The organism is Alitibacter langaaensis DSM 22999, assembly GCF_003096995.1.
Classification (GTDB): domain Bacteria; phylum Pseudomonadota; class Gammaproteobacteria; order Enterobacterales; family Pasteurellaceae; genus Exercitatus; species Exercitatus langaaensis.
In genome coordinates, this window is sequence record NZ_QENU01000002.1 from 45559 (window position 1) to 63040 (window position 17482).

At 42.8% G+C, this 17482-nt stretch carries 18 protein-coding genes; 10 read left to right on the plus strand and 8 right to left on the minus strand.

The window, feature by feature from the left end; all coding sequences use genetic code 11:
* Window positions 1–80 precede the first annotated feature (80 nt).
* Window positions 81–719 (minus strand): phosphoribosylglycinamide formyltransferase, encoded by a 639-nt coding sequence (purN, locus tag C8D76_RS01910; protein WP_116631145.1) that lies wholly within the window; start codon window positions 717–719, stop codon window positions 81–83.
* Between the two features lie 55 nt (window positions 720–774).
* Complete coding sequence (purM, locus tag C8D76_RS01915; RefSeq protein ID WP_116631146.1) at window positions 775–1812, minus strand: phosphoribosylformylglycinamidine cyclo-ligase; 1038 nt, start codon at window positions 1810–1812, stop codon at window positions 775–777.
* A 680-nt stretch (window positions 1813–2492) separates the two neighbouring features.
* Here purM and rppH point away from each other — a divergent pair.
* The 6 genes from rppH (at window position 2493) to C8D76_RS01945 (ending at window position 7063) form a co-directional block, all read left to right on the plus strand.
* Window positions 2493–3086 (plus strand): RNA pyrophosphohydrolase, encoded by a 594-nt coding sequence (rppH, locus tag C8D76_RS01920; RefSeq protein ID WP_116631147.1) that lies wholly within the window; start codon window positions 2493–2495, stop codon window positions 3084–3086.
* A complete protein-coding gene (locus C8D76_RS01925; RefSeq protein ID WP_116631148.1) occupies window positions 3083–3871 on the plus strand; it encodes a sulfite exporter TauE/SafE family protein in 789 nt (262 codons plus the stop codon). The genes rppH and C8D76_RS01925 overlap by 4 nt, the downstream gene beginning before the upstream one ends.
* A gap of 11 nt (window positions 3872–3882) precedes the next feature.
* On the plus strand, window positions 3883–4698 hold the full coding sequence (lgt, locus tag C8D76_RS01930) for a prolipoprotein diacylglyceryl transferase (protein ID WP_116631149.1): 816 nt from the start codon (window positions 3883–3885) through the stop codon (window positions 4696–4698).
* 22 nt (window positions 4699–4720) lie between these two features.
* The gene (locus C8D76_RS01935; protein ID WP_116631150.1) at window positions 4721–5572 is read left to right on the plus strand and encodes a thymidylate synthase; all 852 of its coding nucleotides are present in this window, start codon (window positions 4721–4723) and stop codon (window positions 5570–5572) included.
* 231 nt (window positions 5573–5803) lie between these two features.
* On the plus strand, window positions 5804–6319 hold the full coding sequence (tadA, locus tag C8D76_RS01940) for a tRNA adenosine(34) deaminase TadA (protein ID WP_116631151.1): 516 nt from the start codon (window positions 5804–5806) through the stop codon (window positions 6317–6319).
* A 27-nt stretch (window positions 6320–6346) separates the two neighbouring features.
* Entirely contained in the window at window positions 6347–7063 is a 717-nt protein-coding gene (locus tag C8D76_RS01945) for a tRNA1(Val) (adenine(37)-N6)-methyltransferase (RefSeq protein WP_116631152.1), read from the plus strand.
* A gap of 72 nt (window positions 7064–7135) precedes the next feature.
* On the opposite strand, the gene bamC is transcribed toward C8D76_RS01945, so the two are convergent.
* Both bamC and dapA read right to left on the minus strand, forming a co-directional pair.
* Entirely contained in the window at window positions 7136–8140 is a 1005-nt protein-coding gene (bamC, locus tag C8D76_RS01950) for an outer membrane protein assembly factor BamC (RefSeq protein ID WP_116631153.1), read from the minus strand.
* A 132-nt stretch (window positions 8141–8272) separates the two neighbouring features.
* On the minus strand, window positions 8273–9169 hold the full coding sequence (gene dapA / locus C8D76_RS01955; protein WP_116631154.1) for a 4-hydroxy-tetrahydrodipicolinate synthase: 897 nt from the start codon (window positions 9167–9169) through the stop codon (window positions 8273–8275).
* Between the two features lie 120 nt (window positions 9170–9289).
* Between dapA and bcp the strand changes: the two genes are divergently transcribed.
* Complete coding sequence (gene bcp, locus C8D76_RS01960) at window positions 9290–9757, plus strand: thioredoxin-dependent thiol peroxidase (RefSeq protein ID WP_116631304.1); 468 nt, start codon at window positions 9290–9292, stop codon at window positions 9755–9757.
* Between the two features lie 69 nt (window positions 9758–9826).
* Here the strand turns inward: bcp and C8D76_RS01965 are convergent, their stop codons facing one another.
* Window positions 9827–12091 (minus strand): NADP-dependent malic enzyme, encoded by a 2265-nt coding sequence (locus C8D76_RS01965; protein ID WP_116631155.1) that lies wholly within the window; start codon window positions 12089–12091, stop codon window positions 9827–9829.
* Window positions 12092–12329: 238 nt separating this feature from the next.
* Between C8D76_RS01965 and rsuA the strand changes: the two genes are divergently transcribed.
* Both rsuA and C8D76_RS01975 read left to right on the plus strand, forming a co-directional pair.
* On the plus strand, window positions 12330–13025 hold the full coding sequence (gene rsuA / locus C8D76_RS01970) for a 16S rRNA pseudouridine(516) synthase RsuA (RefSeq protein ID WP_116631156.1): 696 nt from the start codon (window positions 12330–12332) through the stop codon (window positions 13023–13025).
* Window positions 13022–14230 carry a Bcr/CflA family multidrug efflux MFS transporter gene (locus C8D76_RS01975; RefSeq protein WP_116631157.1) on the plus strand — a complete coding sequence of 403 codons (1209 nt, stop codon included), beginning with the start codon at window positions 13022–13024 and terminating at the stop codon, window positions 14228–14230. The genes rsuA and C8D76_RS01975 overlap by 4 nt, the downstream gene beginning before the upstream one ends.
* Before the next feature lie 48 nt (window positions 14231–14278).
* Here the strand turns inward: C8D76_RS01975 and folA are convergent, their stop codons facing one another.
* From folA to C8D76_RS01990, 3 genes are all read right to left on the minus strand, one after another.
* A complete protein-coding gene (gene folA, locus C8D76_RS01980) occupies window positions 14279–14761 on the minus strand; it encodes a type 3 dihydrofolate reductase (protein ID WP_116631158.1) in 483 nt (160 codons plus the stop codon).
* A 67-nt stretch (window positions 14762–14828) separates the two neighbouring features.
* A complete protein-coding gene (locus C8D76_RS01985; protein WP_116631159.1) occupies window positions 14829–15293 on the minus strand; it encodes a threonine/serine exporter family protein in 465 nt (154 codons plus the stop codon).
* 1 nt (window position 15294) lies between these two features.
* A complete protein-coding gene (locus C8D76_RS01990; RefSeq protein ID WP_116631305.1) occupies window positions 15295–16083 on the minus strand; it encodes a threonine/serine exporter family protein in 789 nt (262 codons plus the stop codon).
* A gap of 153 nt (window positions 16084–16236) precedes the next feature.
* Here C8D76_RS01990 and proB point away from each other — a divergent pair, with 153 nt between their 5' ends.
* A complete protein-coding gene (gene proB / locus C8D76_RS01995) occupies window positions 16237–17382 on the plus strand; it encodes a glutamate 5-kinase (protein WP_116631160.1) in 1146 nt (381 codons plus the stop codon).
* The last annotated feature ends 100 nt before the right edge of the window (window positions 17383–17482 follow it).

Sequence of the window (17482 nt, forward strand, 5' to 3'; positions counted from 1 at the left end):
AATGCATCTCCTACATTAGGTGACAAAAATTTGCGTTACTATAACAAAAATTTCAGCAAATTTGACCGCACTTTAGAAAATTATTCGGCAGCATAGCCGTTTGGGGGCAATAATTTGCCATCTAAATAGGCTTTGCCGTTCATTTCGGTTAAACGCCCATCAATAAACCATTTGATTACCAGCGGATAAATCTGAATTTCTTGGGCTTTGACGCGCTGTTCAATATCGCTAATTTCATCTTCTGGGAAAATCGGCACTTTCGCTTGCAGTATGACTGCGCCGCTGTCGAGTTCTGCGTTGACAAAATGCACGCTGGTGCCGTGTTCCGTTTCGCCCGCATCTAATGCCTGTTGATAGGTATTCAGCCCTTTGTATTTGGGCAACAAAGAGGGATGAATATTTAAGATTTTGCCGCTAAAATGCGCCGTGAATGCGGAGCTGAGTATTTTCATATAGCCAGCCAAAACAATGAGATCGGCGCCAAGCTGCTCAATATGCGCGGCAATAGCTTCGTCCATTTCTACATTATTAGCGTAACTTTTGCGCTCAAAAAGTGCGGTCGGAATTTTCGCTGTTTTCGCTCGAGTGAGCCCGTAGGCATTGGCGTTATTACTGATGACAGATACAATTTCCGCTTGAATATCGCCCGCTTGGCAAGCATCGATGATCGCTTGTAAATTGGCGCCATTGCCAGAGATAAGAACAACAATTTTTTTCATATTAAAAACTCGAAAGCCCAATCCATTGATTGGGCTTGATTTAGAGAGATGATGATTAACCAATAATCACTTGTTTTTCGCCAGCGGCTAAAGGTTCAATTTGACCGATTAACCAAGCGTCTTCGCCCGCTGCTTTCAATACCTTGAGTGCTTTTTCCACTTCGGCTTGTGGCACGGCAATCACCATACCAACGCCGCAGTTAAAGGTGTGGTACATTTCATAGGTGTCGATATTGCCTTTTTCTTGCAACCATTTGAATACAGGCTGCCATTCCCAGCTTTTCTCGTTAATAACGGCTTTCACGTTATCTGGCAACACGCGGGGAATATTTTCCCAAAAACCGCCGCCAGTTAAGTGGGCGATAGCATGCACATCAACTTGTTCGATTAATGCTAACACCGATTTTACATAGATTTTTGTTGGTGCAAGCACTTGCTCACTCAGTGGTTTGCCCGCTAATTGCTCTGTGGCTGGATTAACGCCTGCTACATCAATGACTTTACGCACCAATGAATAACCGTTTGAATGTGGGCCACTAGAGGCTAACGCAATCAATGCGTCGCCTGCGACCACTTTTGAACCGTCTAAGATTTTTGATTTTTCAACAACGCCAACGCAGAAACCCGCTAAATCGTAGTCGCCTGCGTGGTACATTCCCGGCATTTCTGCGGTTTCGCCGCCAACTAAAGCACAACCTGATTGAACGCAGCCTTCTGCAATGCCTTTCACCACATCAGAGGCAACGTCAACATCTAGTTTGCCCGTGGCATAATAATCTAAGAAAAATAAAGGTTCAGCCCCTTGCACCACTAAGTCATTCACACACATCGCCACCAAGTCAATGCCGATGGTGTCGTGTTTTTTCAAATCAATGGCAAGGCGCAATTTGGTGCCCACTCCGTCCGTGCCAGAAACCAAAACGGGCTCTTTATATTTGCTCGGTAACGCACACAATGCGCCAAAACCGCCTAAACCACCAATCACTTCTGGGCGAGTGGTGCGTTTAACATGGGGTTTAATGCGCTCGACTAATTCATTACCAGCATTAATATCTACGCCAGCGTCTTTATAACTTAATGATGCTTTGCTCACGGTTGTTTCCTTTTGAGTTTGAAAATTGAGGCTATTATACAAACTTACGTAATCGTTTGCGACTGTTTTTAGATAAGATATTTCCATTTAAAAAGAAATTGGGAATGACTATTTTCTGTTTAAAATTTAATCAGTTTTATTACCTTAAAACTCGCGCTATTTTCACCGTACTTTATTAATGATTTAACATATTGATAATAAAAAAGAAATGCTGAATTCGCGGTTTTGGTTTTATTTTTTATTCTTGCTTTGCGGAGATTCAACCACAAATTTATCCACAAAAAAGTGGAATAACTCACAATCTGATGACAAATTTAGCCAAATCTATAAAACTTCTGTGGATAAAATTAGAGATAACGGTGGGTTTAGATTTAATTTTGCACAAGGAAAAGTGCGGTCAAATTTGTCAAGATTTTTGCCGTTGAAAATTTAGTCAGATAATTTTTGGATGAAAAGATCCGTTGCTATTTTTGGTTGCGCAACAAAATTTATTTTTTCATTCTAGGCTTATCGCCAAGTTGTGCACAGAATTATCCACAATGCGAAAAAACTTACGAAAAAATGACCGCACTTTTTAGGGCGTATCAGAGGGAAAATTGAGATAGAGTATTGCGAAAATCCCACGCTGTGCCATAATTCACCGTTACAAATTTAGATCTAAATAATAAAGGTGAACGATAGTGATCGATTTCGATGGCTACCGTCCTAATGTTGGCATTGTTATTTGCAATCGCAAAGGGCAAGTGCTGTGGGCAAAAAGGTACGGGCAAAATTCTTGGCAATTTCCGCAAGGGGGCATCAACGATGGTGAATCTCCCGAGCAGGCGATGTATCGAGAACTGTTTGAGGAAGTGGGCTTGACCAAAAAGGATGTGAAAATCCTTTATGCTTCCAAGCTGTGGCTACGTTACAAATTGCCAAAACGTTTGCTGCGTTATGACAGCAAGCCTATCTGCATCGGTCAGAAACAGCGTTGGTTTTTATTGGAATTAACTTGTGATGAACAAGATATTGATATGAACCGCACGAAATCACCTGAATTTGATGGCTGGCGTTGGGTGAGTTTTTGGTATCCCGTGCGCCAAGTGGTTTCCTTTAAACGTGATGTGTATCGTCGCGCTATGAAAGAATTTTCACAATTTCTCTTCGATTCTACGCGTAATGAAGACGCGTTCACCGAACTAATAGAGCAGCGCACTGTCGCAAAAAGAACACCTTATTACCATAAATATCAACCTCAGGGTAAAAAGAAAAAAGGAAAAAAATACAAATGATGACGTTATTTTTAATCTGTCTATTAGTGGGCTGTTTAGTCGGTGTATTGGCAGGTTTATTTGGCATTGGTGGTGGCTTAATCATCGTGCCAATTTTGGTGTATTTATTGCCTATGGCGGGCGTGCCAGACTCTTTATTAATGGCGGTGGCATTGGGCACATCTTTTGCCACTATTATTATTACGGGCGGCGCTTCGGCTTATAACCATTATAAAGCGGGTAACATTGATTGGTCATCGCTGAAATTATTCGCCCCAGTGGTGATGGCGGCAACCTATATTTCGAGTTTCTTTGTAAGCCATTTACCAAAAGAATGGGCAAGTAAAATTTTTGCCGTGTTAGTGGTGTATCTCTCCATTAAAATGATTCTTTCCGTGCGCGCTAAAACAGGAAATAAACCCTTCACCAACAAATCAGCGATTGTTGGCGGCACCTTAATTGGCATTGCATCAAGTGGTGCGGGCATTGGCGGCGGCAGCTTTATTGTGCCATTTTTGAATGCGCGTGGCTATGAAATGAGACAAGCCATTGGTTCGTCTTCATTTTGTGGTATGTTACTGGCGGCTTCAGGTTGTTTGAGTTATATCGTGAGTGGTTGGCATAATGCAGAAATACCCGCATTTTCATTAGGTTATGTTTTTCTGCCAGCCGTATTGGGGATTACATTAACTTCTGTTTTCACCACAAAATTTGGCGTGATTTTGGCTTCTCGTTTGCCTGTGGCACAATTGAAAAAAGCCTTTGCGGTCTTTTTATTATTAATTGCCATTAAAATGATTTTCTAATTAGGAAAGCTATGACCGATTTCATTCATTTACCCTATATTGATCCCGTTGTTTTTAGCCTTGGACCGATTAGCCTCCATTGGTATGGTGTGATGTATTTGCTAGGCTTTGGCTTTGCCTATTGGCTAGGTTCACGCCGAGCTAACGCGTCCAATGGAGTGTGGACAACAGAGCAATTCGATAGCCTTTTATATAACTGTTTTGCTGGAGTCATTCTTGGCGGACGTATCGGCGATGTGTTCTTTTATAGCTTCGACCGTTTTGTGCAAGATCCGCTTTACCTGTTCCGCATTTGGGAAGGGGGAATGTCATTCCATGGCGGATTAATAGGGGTAATTGTGGCGATGCTATGGACCTCTTACCGCCAAAAACGCAGTTTCTGGCAAACCGCTGATCTGATTGCGCCATTGGTGCCCTTTGGTTTAGGTTTAGGGCGTTTAGGCAATTTTATTAACAACGAATTATGGGGGCGCCCAGTTGAGAATTTGAACGCCGTGCCTTGGGCAATGTACCCTTATGGCTACACGGGTTCTGTTCCCTTGCACCCATCGCAACTTTATGAAATGTTGCTAGAAGGTGTGCTCTTATTCATTATTTTGAATCTGTTTATTCGTAAAACACGCCCTATGGGGGCGGTTTCGGGCTTGTTCTTATTTGGCTATGGTGTATTCCGTTTCTTGATCGAATATGTGCGCGAAATTGACCATAATGTGAATACGGCAACAGATTTAATTACACGCGGACAAATGCTATCGTTACCAATGATTATTGGTGGTCTTGCCATTATGCTTTGGGCTTATTCACGCCAAAGTGCGGTCAAAAAATAGGGAATTTTAGGGAGTTTATCGTATGCGCCAATATTTAGATTTATGCCAGCGAATTGTAGATCAAGGCACTTGGGTGGAGAATGAGCGTACAGGTAAACGCTGCCTAACCGTCATTAATGCCGATTTAACCTACGATGTGGCGAACAATCAGTTTCCAATCATCACAACGCGTAAAAGCTATTGGAAAGCGGCTATTGCTGAATTTTTAGGCTATATTCGTGGTTATGACAATGCCGCTGATTTCCGCCAATTAGGCACAAAAACGTGGGATGCCAATGCCAATGAAAATCAGGTTTGGTTAAACAATCCTGCGCGCAAAGGCACGGATGATATGGGGCGTGTGTACGGTGTGCAAGGGCGCGCGTGGCGCAAGCCGAATGGCGAAACCGTGGATCAATTGCGTAAAATTGTAAATGATCTAACCCGTGGCATTGATGACCGCGGCGAAATCCTAACATTTTTAAACCCCGGCGAATTTGATTTAGGCTGTTTACGTCCTTGTATGTACAATCACACCTTTTCCCTGCTTGGCGATACTCTTTATTTAACCAGCTATCAGCGTTCATGTGATGTGCCGTTGGGCTTGAATTTCAACCAAATTCAAGTGTTTACGTTCCTTGCCTTAATGGCTCAAATCACGGGTAAAAAAGCGGGCACGGCATATCACAAAATCGTGAATGCGCATATTTATGAAGATCAGCTTGAACTAATGCGCGATGTGCAGTTAAAACGTGAGCCTTTCCCTTCACCAAAACTCGAAATTAACCCAGATATTAAAACGCTGGAAGACCTCGAAACTTGGGTAACAATGGACGATTTTAACGTGGTGGGCTATGAATGCCACCCACCGATTAAATATCCATTTTCAGTATAATTTGCGGCTTTCTTGCTCTTGAAGTGAGAAAGCCATTAATTAAACGTCAATATTTTTGCTGCTGAACAGAATTTCTTTTTACGCAAACTTTTTTAAAATTCTAATTTATCTTGCTTGAACGCAATGGGCTTATGCATTTTTTTAAGCAAATTAAAAGAATTATTCAGAAATAAAGCGAAGAGCGACAAAGAATTTTTCATCATTGAAACCTGATTTTTAGATTAACAAGAAATGCAATTAGACCCTATTTTTGATGAACGCATGATGGAGCACGCGCTAACATTGGCGGATAAAGCCCAATCCCTTGGCGAAATCCCTGTGGGCGCAGTGCTGGTGGACGAAAATGGGGAAATCATTGGCAAGGGCTGGAATTTATCTATTGTGAACAATGATCCCACCGCCCACGCCGAAATTGTTGCCCTGCGTAATGGCGCACGCAAAATCGGCAATTACCGCCTGCTAAATTGTACCCTTTATGTCACCCTTGAACCTTGCACCATGTGTGCTGGTGCGATTTTGCATAGCCGAATTAAACGTTTAGTGTTTGGCGCTTATGATTACAAAACTGGCGCAGTGGGGTCTCGTTTTCATTTCTTTGATGATTATAAAATGAATCATTTTCTTGAAGTAACGGCGGGCGTGTTGGCGGAAAAGTGCGGTCAAAAATTAACAAATTTTTTCAAAATGCGCCGTGAACAGAAAAAGCAAGCCAAGCAGAGCGATGCCAATAACGCCATAAATTTATGAAAAATTGACCGCACTTTTAGGAATATTATGGCGAAATCTCAAGGCTTTAGTTTTAAACAATTTCATATCAATCATGATCGCTGCGCAATGAAAGTTGGCACTGATGGCATTCTGCTCGGCGCTTGGGCAGATGTGAGCCAAGCGTCATCTTGCTTGGATTTAGGTACTGGCTCAGGGCTGATTGCGTTGATGCTGGCGCAGCGAACCTTGAACACTCAGATTGTTGGCGTTGAGATCGATCCCGATGCCGCTCAGCAAGCCTGTGAAAATGTGAAAAATTCCCCTTGGGCTGAACGAGTGCAAATTGTGCAACAGGATATTGCGTTATTTGCTAAAAAGTGCGGTCAAAATGGCCAACTTTTTGATGTGATTGTGGCAAACCCGCCTTATTTTCCGCAAGGGGTCGATTGTATTTCTGATGCACGAAACACTGCGCGTTATACCGCATTGCTTAGCCATTTAGATTGGTTGCTTCACGCTGAACAATGTTTAGCCCCAAATGGCACAATACATTTTGTGCTGCCTTTTGCACAAGGCGAAAATTTGCTAAATTTGACCGCACTTTTTTGCATTCGCCGTTGTGATGTGGTGACAAAATTAGGGAAGGCTCCACAGCGAATACTGCTCAGCTTTGCTCGCGAAAAGCAAGAATGTGAGCATACTGAATTGGTGATTTATGATGAACATAATCAATACACCGCTGAATTTAGGCAGTTGACGCAAGATTTCTATTTGAATTTCTAGAAAAAAAGCTCGTGATGACGAGCTTTTTATGATGAGAAATTTCGCTGATGAGTTATTTTTATGATGAGCGAATTATTTGGTGATTAAATTCATTAAGGCTTGATAAACCGCTGTCGCTGACTCACCAGAAAGGGCTTCTTTGTCTTTATTGGAAATAACCACTGCACTTTGGTTGCCATAGGCACTTAATTGCATGCTATATTCCCCATCTTCTAATTCAGGCTGAGTGGTGCCAAAACGCGCCCAGCTAGTCGCATCTAACGCTTTGTATTTCAACGAACGATAGCCGCGCCCTACGGTTTCTTCGGTAATCTCAAAACCTAATTCAGGTAAGACATTGCCTAATTTTGTCCAAGACTGATTGAAGTTTGAAGTCATTGCAAGCGCAGTTTGATTATTAACGTCATTAATAATTGCCGCTTGGATTGGCCCCGTGTTAGTTGGCAACGCGGTTTGTTGTTGCTGTGTGCGATAAGCAGTATTGAGCTCGCCAACCAATTGATTTAATAAATCTGACGCATATAATTCTTTTTCTTTGGTGGTTGGCGTGGTGACGATGTCATCACGTTTCATATCAGAAACTGCAACCACTAAGGCATTGGCTTGCTGATTGCCCAGTTCTTCAATAATGTAACGAACTTGAACATTGCCTGCATCATCATGGCGATCAGAGTGCGTCCATTCAGTTTGCACTTGGTTTCCATTAGCTTTGAAAGCAATGCCTTTTTCTGTTAATAAACGCTGAACTTGTTGAATGTTGTAAATAGATTGACGCTCTGCGGGATAAACGATTGAAGCGCGGTTACCATCAAATTGAGCCACTGAATTTTGAATAATTGCCATTGGTTTTGATGGCGGACGAATATCCATTGCCTCGCCTTTTTTGACATTTTCTGTTGGCAATTGATAGGTGTTTTCTGCACCAATAATGGTTAAACCTGCGGTGTCTAGTGTGGCGAATTTGATTGTGTCTGCGGCGTGTTTAGAGTAGCTATCATTGGCTAAACGGCGGCTTTCTGGGCTAGAACAAGCAGCAAGCGTTGCTAGCGCCGTAACAGCAAGTACCAATTTTTTCATAAAATTTTCCTTAATATCCTTATGGAGCGTCTAATCTGACAAGAAATATTGCAGAAAGTTTAACGCATAACAATAACAAAGTCCACGCATTGGCGTGGACTTCATCAAGGAGAATCAGCGATTAAAAATGCATTAGATCAAGCCGGCAATTTTCAATGCTTCTAATACTTTGGGCTGTGATTGCTCACTCAGAGTGGTGAGTGGCAAACGCAACACAGGCGCTTTAATTAATCCTAATTTATACGCCGCCCATTTCACTGGAATTGGATTGCCTTCAATGAATAAATCATGGTGCAAAGCATTTAAGCGTTCATTGATTTTTTCGGCTTCAGCAAAGTTGCCTTCAAGGGCGAATTTACACATTTTTGCCATATCTGCAGCCGCTAAGTTATTGGTGACAGAAATTACACCTTGACCGCCTAATTTCATACTTTCTAAACCTGTTGCATCATCGCCACTTAAGAAAATGAAATCTTCGCCCGCACATTCTTTAATAGCTTTCACGCGGCTTACATCGCCCGTGGCTTCTTTGATCCCTACAATATTTGGAATTTTGGCTAAACGCCCCACGGTTTCAGGTTTCATATCAGAACCCGTACGACCGGGAACGTTATAAAGAATTTGCGGAAGATCAGTACATTCAGCAATAGCTTTGAAATGTTGATACATTCCTTCTTGAGTTGGTTTATTGTAGTATGGAACAACGCTGAGACAACCTGCTACGCCACTACCTTGTAATTGTTTTGTCATTGTAATGGCTTCGCTGGTGGCGTTGGCGCCTGTGCCTGCGATAACGGGGATTCTACCCGCTGCAAATTCAACGGTTTTTAAGATCACCTTCACATTTTCATCAATGCTTAAGGTTGCTGATTCACCGGTTGTTCCCACCGCAACGATAGCATTGGTGCCTGAAGCAACGTGGAATTCCACTAATTTTTTGAGTTCGTCATAATCAACTTCACCATGGATATCCATTGGTGTAATCATGGCGGTGATACTGCCGTAAAATAATGGTGTATTTGCAGACATAAAAACCTCACAGAATTATTAATATGAATTAGCTCTAAGGATTGCTAAAATATCGGGGTTTTGCAAGCACTTTTTTGTGCTTTCTACGAAAAAATAACAATGTGATAGGAACTTTTTATGATTAATCCATTAAAAATTGGTGAAAATGCACCGCACTTTACTTTATTAAACCAACAAGGCAATCCTGTTTCGCTTACGGATTTTAAAGGTCAAAAAGTCTTAGTTTATTTTTATCCTAAAGCGCTTACGCCGGGTTGTACCACACAGGCTTGCGGGCTGCGAGATGTCAAAGCTGAGTTTGAAGCATTGAATACGGTAATACTCGGGATTAGTCCTGATTCCCCTAAAAAATTAGCGAATTTTGAAGAGAAGAAAGCGTTAAATTTCACCTTGTTGTCTGATGAAGATCATCAAGTCGCCGAACAATTTGGCATTTGGGGTGAGAAAAAATTTATGGGCAAAGTGTATGACGGCATTCATCGAGTGAGTTTTTTAATTGATGAAACAGGCGTTGTGGAGCAGGTTTTCGATAAATTTAAAACCAGTGAACACGCCGATGTGGTATTGGCTTATTTAAAATCGAAATAGTGATAATAACGGCAATAAAAAAGGTGGGCTTTAAAACCCACCTTTTGTTTTTATTGTTAATAATGTGAATTAACCTTGCGCTTTCACAGCAGCGAGTGCAACCATATTAATAATACGGCGAACGGATGCAGCGGAAGTAATAATATGCGCAGGTTTATTCATTCCCATTAAGATAGGCCCAATGGTGATTGGCTGCGCTGTGCCTTGTAGCAAGTTCAAGCTAATGCGCGCCGCTTCCATATTTGGCATTACCAATAAATTAGCCACGCCTTTCAATGGGCTGTCAGGCATTAATTCTTCACGCACTTTTGGCAATAATGCGGTATCTACGTGCATTTCACCGTCAATCGCAAGACTTGGATTTTGGGCGCGAACTAATTCTAAAACTTGGCGCATTTTGATCGCACTTGGCGTGTTGAATGTGCCGTAGTTAGAGTGCGAAACCAGCGCCACTTGAGGCTCAATCCCAAAACGGCGTACTTCTTGCGCTGCCATTAAGGTGATTTCCGCTAATTCTTCTGCACTTGGATCTTGGTTTACATAGGTATCTGTAATGAACAGGTTGCCACTTGGCATCACTAAACCGTTTACTGTGGCAGGCACTTTGACATTATCTTGCACGCCAATCACTTCTTTCACAATCGCTAAGTTTGCGGCGAACGTGCCCACGATACCACCAACCATTGCATCAGCATAGCCTAATTCTAATAAGGCGGAACCAATCGCAATAGAGTTGGTTAACATACGGCGTTTTGCCATTGCTTCGGTCACGCCGTGGCGTTTTTGTTTACTGTGATAAAGCGACCAACATTCGTTGTAGATTTTTTCATTATCGGTGTTAATGATCTCAAAATCTTTGCCGTTTTCGAGTTTCAAACCTAATTTTCTGATTTGTTGCTCGATCATATCCACACGGCCCACTAACACAGGGAAAGCAATGCCTTGAGTGACAATTTCTTGTGTCGCATAAAGTACGCGAGATTCTTCGCCATCGGTTAATAAAACGCGTTTTTTGTTGAGTTTAGCTTGGTCAAACACGGGTTTCATAAACAAGCTAGTTTTATAAACAAATTGTGTTAGTTTCTCGATATAAGCGTTCCAATCTGTAATTGGACGAGTTGCCACGCCACTTTCCATTGCGGCTTTTGCTACCGCTGGCGCAATGCGCACAATTAAACGCGGATCAAATGGTTTTGGAATGATGTATTCTGGGCCAAATGACACTTCACCGCCGCCATAAGCTGAAGTAACAACTTCATTTTGCTCTTCTAAGGCAAGATCAGCGATAGCATGCACGGCTGCCATTTTCATTTCTTCATTGATTGTAGTTGCGCCAACATCTAACGCACCACGAAAAATGAATGGGAAACAAAGCACATTATTCACTTGATTTGGGAAGTCTGAACGACCTGTACACACAATGGCATCAGGGCGTACCGCTTTTGCTTCTGGTGGTGTAATTTCTGGGTTTGGATTGGCTAAGGCGAGAATTAATGGATTTGGGCCCATGCTGCGCACCATTTCTTGTGTGAGTGCGCCAGCAGCAGAACAGCCTAAGAAGATATCGGCATCAGGAATCACATCTGCCAATGAACGAGCGCCTGTGTCTTTCTGCGCATAGAGTTTTTTGGTTTCGTCCATGTTCTGATCACGGCCTTGGTAAATGACACCTTTCGAGTCGCACACGGTGATGTTTTCAGCTTTCATTCCCAAAGAGACCAATAGGTTTAAACAAGCGATAGATGCTGCACCCGCACCCGAAGCCACTAATTTCACTTCATCAATTTTTTTACCGATGATGCGTAAGCCATTTAACACTGCCGCTGAACTAATGATTGCCGTACCGTGTTGGTCATCATGGAATACGGGAATATTCATGCGTTCGCGTAGTTTTTGTTCGATATAAAAACATTCAGGCGCTTTAATATCTTCTAAGTTAATGCCACCAAAAGTTGATTCAAGTGCGGCGACAATTTCAACAAATTTTTCAGGATCTTTTTCGTCAATTTCAATGTCAAACACATCAACGCCAGCAAATTTTTTGAATAAAACGCCTTTTCCTTCCATAACAGGTTTGCCTGCCAATGCACCGATATTTCCTAAGCCAAGCACCGCTGAACCATTTGAAATAACAGCGACTAAATTGCCGCGAGCGGTATAGCGATAGGCAGCAGCAGGATCCGCTTGAATAGCAAGACAAGGCTCTGCCACGCCCGGTGAATAAGCTAAGGCGAGATCGCGTTGGGTGGCAAGAGATTTGGTTGGGGTGACTTCAATTTTTCCTGGTTTTGGAAATTCGTGGAAATCTAAGGCAGCTTGACGTAAATCTGACATATTTCTTCCTTTTTATCTGTGAGTGGATATGACTATTTTTTATCTAAATCTCAGGCATTATACGCCTAAAAATCAAGAAAAAAATCTTCCCTTCGATTTTATTTCACAAAAAATTTACAAACTAGCAAGAAATTTGACCGCACTAAGTTTGGGCGGGTCTGGGCGAGTTTGGGATTTATTTGGGGCAATAGGCAGAAATAGGGTAGAATGGCGATATGTTTTTCCCATTGAGAAAATTATGCGTTTAGATAAATTTTTAGCCGAACAAACAGGGCTTACCCGTTCCCAAGCCACAAAAATATTGCGCCAAGGTGCGGTGGAAATTAACGGTAAAATTGAAAAATCAGGCTCAGTTAAAGTATCTGCTGAAGATGAAATTTTATTCGAAGGCGAGCCATTACAATGGCTAGATGGCCCCCAATATTTTATGTTGTATAAACCGCAAGGCTATGTGTGTTCGCACGATGATGGCGATTATCCAACGGTGTACCAATTCTTTGATTATCCATTAGCAGGCAAACTGCATTCGGCGGGGCGTTTAGATGTAGATACCACGGGGTTAATTTTATTGACCGATGATGGACAATGGTCGCACCGTGTCACTTCGCCTAAACATCATTGCGAGAAAACCTATTTAGTGACCTTAGCGGATCCTGTTGAAAGCCATTATCAAACCGCTTGCGAGCAAGGGATTTTATTACGTGGCGAGAAAGACCCTACCAAATCTGCTAGCCTTGAAATTATTGATGATTACAACGTCAATCTCACGATCAGCGAAGGGCGTTATCATCAAGTAAAACGCATGTTTGCCGCTTTAGGCAATAAAGTGGTGGGATTACATCGTTGGCGCATTGGTGGCGTGGTGTTAGATGAGCAACTGCAAGAAGGCGAATACCGCCCACTGACGCAAGCGGAAATTGAGAGTTTTCTATGAGTAATAACGTTGCAATAAAAACAGAATATAAAGCGAGCGCGATTTTTGTGCTCACTCTGGGCATTCTTTCTATGTTGCCGCCTTTAGGGGTGGATATGTATTTGCCCTCATTTTTGAATATTGCGCAAGATCTTGCCGTGAGCCCAGAACAGGTGCAATTCACTTTAACCTTTTTTACTTTTGGTATGGCGGCAGGACAGTTATTTTGGGGCCCTGTGGGCGACAGCTATGGACGTAAACCGATCATTTTACTTGGTGTTACGGTTGGCGCGGTGGTGTCATTTACCCTAACCCATATTAATTCTATCGAAAATTTCACCGCACTTCGCTTTGTGCAAGGCTTCTTTGGCTCTGCGCCAGTGGTACTCGTGGGCGCATTATTGCGAGATTTGTTCGATAAAAATGAATTATCGCGCATGATGTCTATGATTACCTTAGTCTTTATGATCGCACCATTGGTGGCACCGATTATCGGTGGGCAGATTGTAAAATATTGGCATTGGCACGCGATTTTTTATGTGATCGGCGTGATGGGCGTTTTTAGTCTATTTTTATTCTATTTCACTATTCCTGAAACCCATAAAGCAGAAAATCGCATTCCGTTGCGCTTGACGACCATTGGGCGCAATTTCGCCAGTTTATGGAAACAAAAAGAAGTGCTTGGCTATATGTTTTCTTCTGGTTTTGGCTTTGGTGGACTGTTTGCTTTTATCACTTCGGGTTCGATTGTGTATATCGGTTTATACGGCATTGCCCCTGAGCATTTTGGTTATTTCTTTATGTTGAATATTGGCATTATGACCTTGGGTTCTGTGTTAAATGGTCGCTTAGTGCATAAAGTGGGTTCGGAACGAATGTTGCAACTGGGCTTAACCGTTCAATTTATTGCGGGAATTTGGCTAGTTTTGACCGCACTTTTCGACTTCGGATTTTGGAGTATGGCCATTGGCGTTGCTTTCTTCGTTGGGCAAAATTCCTTGATTTCTTCTAATGCGATGGCATCTATTTTAGAAAAATTCCCAAGCATGGCAGGCACGGCAAATTCCATTGCTGGCAGCGTGCGTTTTGTTTTAGGGGCGACAGTGGGCTCTTTGGTTGCGTTAATGAAAATGGATACCGCCGCACCAATGCTTTACACAATGGCAGCCTGCACCTTTGCTGCCGTGGCGTGTTATTATTTTTTAACCTATCGAACCATTAAATAAAGCAATGGACGCCATTAGCGTCCATTTTTATAACTGACTGATCACCGACTATTTTCTCACTAAAATTAAAAACCTTAAATCATAAGGGTTCTCGCTATCGGCAGGGCGTGTTTGCTCAAATTCAATGCGCCATTCATTCCAATTTAACTCGGGGAAAAAGGTATCGCCCTCAATTTCTGCTTGGATTTGAGTGAGATAAAGTTTATCAGCCTGAGGCAAATATTGCTTAAAGAGTTCCCCGCCGCCAATCAATAAAATTTCTTCAGAATCTTTCACAAAATCGACCGCACTTTCCAGACTGTTTTTCCAAATGACCCCATCGTGTGCAAAAGGCTGGCGAGAAAGCACAATATTGGTGCGCTTCGGCAAAGGGCGCCCAATACTTTCAAAGGTTTTGCGCCCCATAATAACGGGTTTTCCAGTGGTATTTTGACGAAACCAAGCGAGATCGGCGGGAAGATGCCAAGGCATTTGATTATCTTTGCCGATAACGTGATTTTTTGTCATCGCAACAATTAAACTAAAGGTCATTTGTATTCCTTATTATGGCAGGCGGTTATTTACGAAAAATCTCACTGCTGAATGAACCGTCCAAGCCCTAAACGACGGGTTTTTGGCGGTAGAATAGCAGACGTGGCAACGCAAGTCCAAATACTAATGCGCCGAGTAAAAATCCTGTTTTCACAAAATTATCGGTCATTTGATGAAATAACTCGTTAGATGAGCCGTAATAATTAATTTGTACAATGGCGATCATCGCTTTATAGGCGTAAATGCCAGGGATCATCGGAATAATCGCTGCCACGGTGAATACTTTGGGGTGGGCCAAATAGCGTTGTGCGATTTGCACACCAATAAAGCCAATTAACCCCGAAGCGAAAAAGGTGGAAAGCACTAATGGCGCGCCAAAATGCAGCAGTAATGTGCGGAAACTATGCCCAACCGCCCCTAAAATCGCACAATAAATCAAGGCGCGTGGTGGCACATTGAAAATCAAGGCAAAGCCAACGGCAGGAATGGCAGCGAAAAACATATCATCGAGCAGTAATAGCAACAATTCCATCTTAATTTCCCCATTGTGAAATGTCTAACACGTTTAAGGCAAAGACAATTCCCATACAAGCGCCAAAGGTGAGTACGGTGGCTAATGTCCAACGCGCGATGCCCATATTCAGATAGCCTTTAAGAATATCTGCCAAGGAATTGACCAAAGGAAAACCAGGGACCAACAATAATACGCTGGAAGCCAAGGCAATTTGCGGATTATTGCCAAGATTAAATTTAAGCGCTAAACCCGAAACCAAGGTGGTAACAAAGGCGGTGGTGGCAAACACAATAAGGGGATTAAAATGGTAGCGGATAAATTCTTGGCGCACGAACATACCGATAGCGGAAGCCAAAAAGGTAATGGCAAATATTGTCCAATTTCCCCCTGCCAAATGGGCAAAACTGGCACAAGACAAGCCAATCATAAAAACTACGAGCCAGCGGTTATATTTAAAGGGTTTAATCCGTTCAAGGCGTTTATGCACCATTTCAGTGGTGATAATATGGTGTTCCGCCGCGATAATAATATGCTGCACTTCAGTGATCACGTGCATATTTAAGCCTTTATCCGCCACGGTGCGCGAAGTGGTTAAACAATGCCCATTTATGCGAGTGGTAACGATGACCGCATTCGGCGTGAGCGCGCATTCCACGCTATCCATACCTAATGCCACCCCAAGGCGCATCGTCATTTGCGCAACCTGCGCGCTTTCCAATCCGTGTTGCATTTGCAAGGTTGCCGCTTGCACACATAATCGAGTGATTTCGCGCTGCTCTGGTGTGGCAACTTGTAATTCTTCTGACATATTTTGCTCTCGGAAAAATTCAACTGCTGTCATTATATGACTATTCTTAGGTAGATCAAGGCAAGTGCAAAGTGCGGTCGAAATTTGTCGTGATTTTTATAAAATTTAATGCTAATTTAACCGCACTTTTAATGAATTTTTAGGCAGAATATGATGGATAATCAGCATAAAACCTCTGAACCCCAGAAAACCACCGAAACCCCAAAAACTATCGTGGTGAAGTTTGGAACCAGCACCTTAACGCAAGGCACGCCAAAGCTCAATCGTGCGCATATGATTTCAATTGTGAAACAAATCACCGATTTGCATAATGCAGGTTTTCGCATGGTAATTGTGACTTCTGGCGCAATGGCGGCAGGGCGCAATTATTTAGGGCATCCCCAACTGCCGCCCACGATTGCCTCCAAACAAATGCTTGCAGCCGTTGGGCAAAGCCAATTGATTCAAACCTGGGAAAAGTTATTTGATGTCTATGATATTCGCATTGGGCAAATTTTATTAACGCGTGCGGATATTGAAGATCGCGAACGCTTTTTAAACGCTAGAGATACCTTGCAGGCGTTGCTGGATAACCGAATTATTCCCGTGATTAATGAAAATGATGCCGTTGCCACCGCTGAAATTAAGGTGGGCGACAATGATAATTTGTCTGCGCTGGCGGCGATTTTGGTGCAAGCGGACCAGCTTTATTTGCTCACGGATCAACAGGGTTTATTTGATAGCGACCCACGCAAAAATCCTGCCGCAAAATTAATTCCAGTGGTGGAGCAAATCACCGATCATATCCGTTCTATTGCAGGGGGAAGTGGCACGAATTTAGGCACGGGCGGAATGTCCACCAAAATTAACGCCGCTGATGTGGCGACACGTTCTGGCGTGGAAACCATCATTGCCCCAGGTGATCGCCTGAATGTGATTTTTGATCTTGCCCACGGCGAAAGTATTGGCACAAAATTTACAGTGCCTTCTGCTCATTTAGAAAGCCGTAAACAATGGTTGTTTGCCGCCCCTTCTGCGGGTGTCTTAATTGTAGATGATGGCGCGGTTAATGCGATTACAGTGCAACATAAATCATTATTGCCCGCAGGGATTATTGCGGTGGAAGGGCGTTTCTCGCGTGGTGAAGTGGTTAAAATCTGCAGCCAAGACGGGAGCCAAATTGCGCTCGGTATGCCACGTTATAATAGCGATGCCTTAGCGCGCATCAAAGGCAAAAAATCCACCGATATTGAAAGCATTCTCGGTTACGAATATGGCGCAGTTGCCGTGCATCGTGATGATATGATCGTGAAAAAATAGCGAGCGTTTAGGGAAAACCATTCAACGCACTTTATTAATAGACAAAAAGTGCGGTCAAAAAATAACAAATTTTTCGGTATTATGTAGCAGTTGCACAAAG

What these genes read in the sequence shown, in the direction of transcription:
- purN (WP_116631145.1), bottom strand. Translation starts at nt 719, where the DNA reads ATGAAAAAAATTGTTGTTCTTATCTCTGGCAATGGCGCCAATTTACAA.
- C8D76_RS01925 (WP_116631148.1), top strand. Translation starts at nt 3,083, where the DNA reads ATGATGACGTTATTTTTAATCTGTCTATTAGTGGGCTGTTTAGTCGGT.
- lgt (WP_116631149.1), top strand. Translation starts at nt 3,883, where the DNA reads ATGACCGATTTCATTCATTTACCCTATATTGATCCCGTTGTTTTTAGC.
- C8D76_RS01935 (WP_116631150.1), top strand. Translation starts at nt 4,721, where the DNA reads ATGCGCCAATATTTAGATTTATGCCAGCGAATTGTAGATCAAGGCACT.
- tadA (WP_116631151.1), top strand. Translation starts at nt 5,804, where the DNA reads ATGCAATTAGACCCTATTTTTGATGAACGCATGATGGAGCACGCGCTA.
- C8D76_RS01945 (WP_116631152.1), top strand. Translation starts at nt 6,347, where the DNA reads ATGGCGAAATCTCAAGGCTTTAGTTTTAAACAATTTCATATCAATCAT.
- bamC (WP_116631153.1), bottom strand. Translation starts at nt 8,140, where the DNA reads ATGAAAAAATTGGTACTTGCTGTTACGGCGCTAGCAACGCTTGCTGCT.
- dapA (WP_116631154.1), bottom strand. Translation starts at nt 9,169, where the DNA reads ATGTCTGCAAATACACCATTATTTTACGGCAGTATCACCGCCATGATT.
- C8D76_RS01965 (WP_116631155.1), bottom strand. Translation starts at nt 12,091, where the DNA reads ATGTCAGATTTACGTCAAGCTGCCTTAGATTTCCACGAATTTCCAAAA.
- rsuA (WP_116631156.1), top strand. Translation starts at nt 12,330, where the DNA reads ATGCGTTTAGATAAATTTTTAGCCGAACAAACAGGGCTTACCCGTTCC.
- C8D76_RS01975 (WP_116631157.1), top strand. Translation starts at nt 13,022, where the DNA reads ATGAGTAATAACGTTGCAATAAAAACAGAATATAAAGCGAGCGCGATT.
- folA (WP_116631158.1), bottom strand. Translation starts at nt 14,761, where the DNA reads ATGACCTTTAGTTTAATTGTTGCGATGACAAAAAATCACGTTATCGGC.
- C8D76_RS01985 (WP_116631159.1), bottom strand. Translation starts at nt 15,293, where the DNA reads ATGGAATTGTTGCTATTACTGCTCGATGATATGTTTTTCGCTGCCATT.
- C8D76_RS01990 (WP_116631305.1), bottom strand. Translation starts at nt 16,083, where the DNA reads ATGTCAGAAGAATTACAAGTTGCCACACCAGAGCAGCGCGAAATCACT.
- proB (WP_116631160.1), top strand. Translation starts at nt 16,237, where the DNA reads ATGGATAATCAGCATAAAACCTCTGAACCCCAGAAAACCACCGAAACC.